At 73.0% G+C, this 6280-nt stretch carries 6 protein-coding genes and 1 pseudogene; 4 read left to right on the forward strand and 3 right to left on the reverse strand.

All coding sequences use genetic code 11. The annotated features are described in order from the left end of the window. Positions 1 to 265, forward strand: a pseudogene (locus CJZ98_RS16890) (hypothetical protein); the annotation flags it as partial. Positions 266 to 308: 43 nt separating this feature from the next. On the opposite strand, the gene CJZ98_RS16895 reads toward CJZ98_RS16890, so the two are convergent. Beyond that, positions 309 to 1202, reverse strand: a complete 894-nt coding sequence (locus tag CJZ98_RS16895) for an LCP family protein (RefSeq protein WP_232756574.1) — start codon at positions 1200 to 1202, stop codon at positions 309 to 311. Positions 1203 to 1523: 321 nt separating this feature from the next. On the opposite strand from CJZ98_RS16895, the gene CJZ98_RS16900 reads away from it, so the two are divergent. After that, on the forward strand, positions 1524 to 2684 hold the full coding sequence (locus CJZ98_RS16900) for a Coenzyme F420 hydrogenase/dehydrogenase, beta subunit C-terminal domain (RefSeq protein ID WP_232756575.1): 1161 nt from the start codon (positions 1524 to 1526) through the stop codon (positions 2682 to 2684). Beyond that, on the forward strand, positions 2681 to 4246 hold the full coding sequence (gene malQ, locus CJZ98_RS16905) for a 4-alpha-glucanotransferase (RefSeq protein WP_094592287.1): 1566 nt from the start codon (positions 2681 to 2683) through the stop codon (positions 4244 to 4246). The genes CJZ98_RS16900 and malQ overlap by 4 nt, the downstream gene beginning before the upstream one ends. On the opposite strand, the gene CJZ98_RS16910 is transcribed toward malQ, so the two are convergent. Together CJZ98_RS16910 and CJZ98_RS16915 are read right to left on the reverse strand one after the other, a co-directional pair. Then, entirely contained in the window at positions 4234 to 5220 is a 987-nt protein-coding gene (locus CJZ98_RS16910; RefSeq protein WP_094592288.1) for a helix-turn-helix domain-containing protein, read from the reverse strand. The genes malQ and CJZ98_RS16910 overlap by 13 nt on opposite strands. Continuing rightward, positions 5220 to 5972: a pseudouridine synthase gene (locus tag CJZ98_RS16915; RefSeq protein WP_094592289.1), complete on the reverse strand. Its 753-nt coding sequence runs from the start codon at positions 5970 to 5972 to the stop codon at positions 5220 to 5222. Before CJZ98_RS16915 ends, CJZ98_RS16910 begins: the two co-directional genes overlap by 1 nt. Before the next feature lie 156 nt (positions 5973 to 6128). Here CJZ98_RS16915 and CJZ98_RS16920 point away from each other — a divergent pair. Then, on the forward strand, positions 6129 to 6280 hold a 152-nt coding region (locus tag CJZ98_RS16920; protein WP_332835057.1), incomplete at its 3' end, for a sigma-70 factor domain-containing protein.

The following is a 6280-nucleotide window of genomic DNA, read 5'->3' on the forward strand; positions in this document are numbered from 1 at the left end:
CACCCTGCTGCTGCTGCCGGAAGCGGACCTGGCGGGGCCGCCGGCGGCCTACCGGGCCCTGCTGGCGGCGGCCGGCGTGCCGCTGCTGGGACTGGTGCAGCTGGGCGGCCCCTGGGATGGCGCGGCCCGCCAGGGCGACGGGCTGCCCTGGCTGGGCTGGCTGCCCCTCGAGGGGCTGGCGGGGCCGGAGGGGCTGGCGGACGAGCCGGCACTGGAGCTGGCCCACAACCTGCGGCTGCGTTGGCGGGAGCTGGTGGAGGCCTGAGGCTGACCGGAGCGGCTGGGCTGCCCCGATGAGCCCCGGTTCATCAGTTCTCGGGCCAGGGCCGATCGGCCGACTCCGGGGCCAGCTCCCGCAAGGGCTGCTCGGCGTCCACGGGGGCACTCAGCGGCAGGCTGCGGAAGCGGGGCCGCTGGCCCGGCTGCAGGCTCGCCGCCAGCAGGCTGAGGGCTTCGCTCTGGGTCAGGTTGGTGTCCACCTGGTTCTGCAGGCGGCCCACCAGTTCCGGCAGCCGCAGCAGCTGCTGGCTCTGGCCCATCTGTTGCAGCACGCTCTCGATCGCCGTCTGCTGACGATCGCGCCGGCCGGGCTCGCCGCGATCGCCGTCGCGGAAGCGCAGTACCTGCTCCAGCTGCGGGCCATCCAGCAGCTGCAGGCCCCCCTGGATGTCGATGGTCAGGTTCTGGGCCTTGTCGCGGTAGCGCATGGTGCGATCCGGGGCCAGTTCCACCCGGCCCAGGCCGTCCACCAGTTCCCGCAGGGCGGCGCGGGGCAGCACCAGGTAGCGGTCCGGCTGGCCCTTGGGCAAGCCCACCAGCTCGGCGGCCGCATCCGCCACCAGGGCCGGGCCGCCGCGGCGGTAGAGGCTGCCGAGCGCTACCGGCCGCTTATCGCCCGGCAGGGACACCGCCAGCTCAATCGGCAGGTTCAGCACCTGCAGGCCGGTCCTGGGGTCGATCCGCACCAGCAGCAGGGCATCGCTGTTGGCCGGGCCGGGGGGGGCGGCTCCGTTGCGCACGGCGCCACGGCGGTCGGCATCGGAGCCGATCAGCAGCACCGTGATCGGCCGGCTGGGGGGATCGGCCAGGGCGGCTGCGGTCGTGGGGGCGTCGTCCTGAAGGCCCCGATCGGCCGGGGGCCAGACCAGTCCCAGCAGGCTGACGCCTGCCGCCACGCCCAGGCCGGCCGCAAGCAGCCGCACGGCAGAGCGTCGCTTCGTGGCGCGGGATCGGGCGGGGCGGGGCTGAGGACCCCGGGGGGGCCTGGCCTCGGGGCGCCTGGGGGCGGACTCCCGTCTGGGGGCCATGGGGCCGGCACGGACTACACGGGCCCCACTCTGACGCAGCCAGCCGGCATCGCTGTCCGGGCCGATAGCGTGGGGCCTCCGGATGCCCCCGCCGGCCCGACCCCGTTGACTTCAGCCCCCAGCAACCGCGCGTCCGGCGCCAGCACTCCGGCCCCCGCCAGCACCCCGGCGCCCGCCAGCAGTCCGGTGGCCCTGCCCCACGAGCGGGCCAAGCCCCTGGCCAAGGGCAGCGTCTATCCGGCCAAGGATCTCTGCAGCCAGTGCGGTCTCTGCGACAGCCGCTGGGTGGCCTATGTGAAGGACAGCTGCGCCTTTTTGAACCAGCGCTTTGAGGGGATGGAGAGCGAGGCCCACGGCCGAAGCCGTGACCTCGACAACGAGGACGAGCTCTACTTCGGTGTGCACCAGCGCATGTTCACCGCCCGGCTGCGCCAGCCGATCGGGGGGGCCCAGTGGACGGGGATCGTCAGTCGCCTGGGGGTGCGGGCCCTTGAGACGGGGCTGGTGGATGCGGTCCTGTGCGTGGGCCAGAGCCCCGGCGATCGCTTCACCCCCGTGCCCGTGCTGGCCCGCACCCCGGACGAGGTGCTGGCGGCGCGGGTGAACAAGCCCACCCTCTCTCCAAATCTGGAGGTGCTGGAGCAGTTGCCAGGCAGCGGCATCAAGAGGCTGTTGGCGATCGGTGTGGGCTGCCAGATCCAGGCCCTGCGCGCCGTGCAGCCCACCCTCCCGCTCGATGAGCTCTACGTGCTGGGGCTCCCCTGCGTCGACAACGTGAGCCGCCAGGGGCTGCAGACCTTCCTGGAGAGCACCGTGAGCTCACCCGACACGGTGGTGCACTACGAGTTCATGCAGGACTTCCGCATTCACTTCCGCCACAGCGACGGCCGCGAGGAAACCGTGCCGTTCTTCGGCCTGGACACGCCCAGGCTCAAGGACGTGTTCGCCCCCAGCTGCCTGAGCTGCTTCGACTACACCAATGCCGGCGCCGATCTGGTGGTGGGCTACATGGGGGCGACGTTCGGGCGCCAATGGCTCACCGTGCGCAATCCGAAGGGCCAGGTGCTGCTGGATCTGGTGGAGGCCGAGCTCGATGTGGCGCCTGTGACCAGCCAGGGCAACCGCCAGGCGGCGGTCCAGCAGGGTATCGAGGCCTACGACAAGGCCCTGAAGCTGCCCCTGTGGCTGGCCAATGTGATCGGTTTCTTCGTGGAGCGCTTCGGCCCCAAGGGGCTGGAGTACGGCCGGTTCTCGATCGATTCCCACTTCACCCGCAACGCCCTCTGGCTGCGGCGCCATCACCCCGAGAAGGTGGCGGCCCATATCCCGTCGTTTGCCCAGAAAATCATCGGCCGCTACAAGCTGCCGGCCCGATGAGCGGCGATCGTCCGCGTCCGGATCCCGCCCCTGGGCCGGGAGCTGAGTCCACTCCAGGGGTGCGCCGCTGTGGGGTGCTGCTGCATCCCACAGCCCTGCCCGGCACCCCCGCCTGCGGCAGCTTTGGCCTGGAGGCCGAGCGCTGGATCGAGGCCCTGGCCGCCCAGGGCATTCAGGTGTGGCAGCTGCTGCCCCTCGCCCCCACCGACTCCACCGGCTCCCCCTACAGCTCTCCCAGCGCCTTCGCCCTCAACCCCTGGCTGCTGGATGCCGAGCAGCTGGTGCGCGACGGGCTGCTGCGGGCTGGAGATCTGCAGGGCTTGCCCGAGGGCCGCTGGGACCGGCTCGATCTGGAGACGGCGCCCCAGCGGGCCGAGGCCCTCGCCGCCCGGCTGGCCAGCCGCCAGCCCAGCTGGAGTGCGGCCCAGCAGGCCAGCTTTGAAGCCTGGCGTCGGGCCGAGAGCCACTGGCTGCAGGACCACTGCCGCTTTGTGGTGCTGAAGCGGCTGCACGGCCAGCAGCCCTGGTGGCAGTGGCCTGCCCCCCTGGCACACCGCTCGCGCCGGGCCCTGCGGGCCCTCGATGGCGAGCAGGCCGCTGGCCTGTTGCAGGAGGCCCTGCTGCAGTGGCAGCTGCAGTGGCAGTGGCAGCGGCTGCAGGGCCTGGCCCGCCGCCTGGATGTGCAGCTCGTGGGGGATGTGCCCTTCTACGTCGCCCACGACAGTGCCGATGTCTGGAGCCACCGCCGCCTGTTCTCGGTGCGCCGAGACGGCTCCCTGGTGACCCAGAGCGGTGTCCCACCCGATTACTTCGCCGCCACCGGCCAGCTCTGGGGCACGCCGGTGTACAGCTGGCTGTTGCATCGGCTCACCGGCTTTCGCTGGTGGTTGCGGCGCCTGGAGCGCCAGCTGCAGCTGGTGGATCTCCTGCGCATCGACCACTTCCGCGCCCTGGAGGCCGCCTGGTGGGTGGACGGCCAGGCCAGCACGGCCATCGAGGGCCGCTGGCATCCATCCCCGGGCGAGGCCCTGCTGCGGCGGCTGCGACGCCACCTGCACCGCCGCGCCGTGGGGGGCGCCGATGTGCCCCTGATCGCCGAGGACCTGGGCGTGATCACCCCGGAGGTGGAGGCGCTGCGGGATCGCCACGGTCTGCCGGGCATGAAGATCCTGCAGTTCGCCTTCGACGGCAACCCCGACAACGCCTACCTGCCGGCCAACTATCAAGGCAGCCACTGGGTCGTCTACACCGGCACCCACGACAACGCCACCTGCATCGGCTGGTGGAACGGCCTGGGTGAGGAGGAGCGCCGCCGCGTCGAGGTCTGTGTGGGTGGGCCCGTGCATGCCCCCGGCTGGCAGCTGCTAGAGCTGGCCCTCGCCTCCCGGGCCGGCCTGGCCGTGGTGCCTCTCCAGGATCTGCTCCACCTGGGCGATGCGGCCCGCTTCAACACCCCCGGCACCAGCAGCGGCAACTGGGAGTGGCGGCTGCTGGGCTCCGTGGCGGATCTGGAGGGCCCGCTGCGGGGCCTGGGCGAGCTGGCGCGGCGCTACGGCCGCTGAGCCGGATCCTCGGGCTGGCCGCTCCCTGGCGGCGTTCCGGCGCTACCAGCGGCCCTGGGGGCTTGCGGCAGCTGGAAGCGACCCGGCTGCTGGGGGAGGGGCGCCAGGGGCTCACCGTTCCAGCTGACCGCGCCGCCGGCCGGTGCGGGCTCGATCTCCAGCTGCAGCGGCGCCTGGAGCTGCAGCACCAGCTCGCCGCTGGCCCCCTGCAGGTCGCTGCGCTGGCCGCTGTCGCTGCGCAGTCGCACCCGGCTCGGCTGGCTGAGCTGCAGGGCCAGGGCCCCCTGGCTGCGGGCCGCGGCGCTGGCCTCGACCCGCTGCAGCGTGCTCAGGGCGACGCCGCCGCCGGCCCGCTGCAGGGGCCGCAGGTCTGGATAGGCCTTGAGCAGGGTGCTGCCGGCATCCGGCGTGCGCAGCTGCTCACTGGGGGAGAGGGGGGCGATCGGACGCACGCTCAGCAGGTTGGCGGCCGCCAGCCGCTGCTGCTGCAGGTTCACCCCGTAGATCAGCCCCAGGGTGATGGCGCCATAGAGGAGGGTGCCCTGCCAGGTGGTGAAGACGTCGATCGAGCCGGGGGTGAAGCGCAGCAGCCGACGCCCCCGCTGCTGCCCGTTGCCGCCGCCACCGGGGGGATCGGGCGGCAGCGCTGCCCCGAGGCTGCCGGCGGGCAGCTCCAGGTGCTGCTCGATCAGGGGCAGCATCGTGCGCAGGTAGGTACCCTCCGGTAGGCGGTCGCGCCAGCCCCGCTCCAGGGCCTCCAGCACAGGCGTGCTGATGCGGGTCTCCAGGGCCAGCTCGCGCAGGTTGAGGCCACGGGCCTCCCGCTGTTGACGGATCAGCCGGCCCGCCTGTAGCAGGGGATCTTCGCTGCAGGAGCCCGCTGGCGATCCCGCTCCCCCACCGGGGCCGGTATCGCGCCGCAGCCAGCGCCAGAGGCGCGCGCTCAGGCGGGAGCTCGGGGCGGGCCGCGGCATCAAGGCAGGGGGTCCTGGTCGCCCCATTCTTGGGGTTCGACCCGCCGCCAGCGGCCCTCGGGCAGCTCCCCCAGGGCGATCGGCCCGACGGCGATGCGCTGCAGGTCCCGCACCCGGTGGCCGAGCAGCTCGGCGGTGCGGCGGATCTGGCGGTTGCGCCCCTCCCGCATCACCAGCTCCAGCAGGGTGTGGCCCCGCTCGCTGCACAGGCGGCGCAGCTGCACCGGCTGGCTGGGCTGGCCGTCCAGCGGCACACCGCGGCGCCACTCGGCCAGGGTCTCGGCGCTGGGCTCGCCGCCCACCCACACCCGGTAGGTCTTCTGGTGCAGGAAGCGGGGGTGGGTGAGCCGCAGGGTGAGGGCGCCGTCGTTGCTGAGCACCAGGGCGCCGCGGCTCTCGACATCCAGGCGTCCCACCGGATGCAGGCCCTGGCCGCGGGCCAGCTCCGGCGGCAGCAGGTCCAGCACCGTGGGGCGTCCCTCGGGGTCGTGGCAGCTGCTCACCACGCCGGCTGGCTTGTTGAGCAGCAGCACAGCTGGCGTGGCCGCCGCGATCGGCTGGCCGTCCACGCAGACGCGGTCGCGCTCCAGCACGGCGCGATCGCCCAGGCCGGCGCGCTGGCCGTTCACGCTCACCCGGCCGGCCCGCAGCAGCTCTTCCGCCCGTCGCCTGGAGCAGATGCCTGCGGAGGCCAGCAGTTTCTGGAGGCGCTCCCCTACGCGGGGCTCGCCCGCTGGGGGCTCGGTGGCCATGGTGTGGAGGGGGCCTGGGGCGTCGGCGGTTCCATCACAGCACCCACCCCGGCACCAGGGTGCGGATCGGATGTCCCCACCTCGGCGCCAGGGCGAGCCCACTGGAGAACGGTGATAGGTTTGCGAAACAAGTTGGTTTCGTAACTCCGCGGCACCATGCCCTCCCTCCCCGTCATCCGCATCGATGCCGCCACCCCCGTGGGCGCGGGCAGCGACCTGGTGCGCTCCTACCTGCGCGACATCGGCCGTGTGCCGCTGCTGAGCCACGAGCAGGAGATCACGCTGGGCCGTCAGGTGCAGGAGCTGAT

This window comes from Vulcanococcus limneticus LL (genome assembly GCF_002252705.1).
GTDB classification, from domain to species: domain Bacteria; phylum Cyanobacteriota; class Cyanobacteriia; order PCC-6307; family Cyanobiaceae; genus Vulcanococcus; species Vulcanococcus limneticus.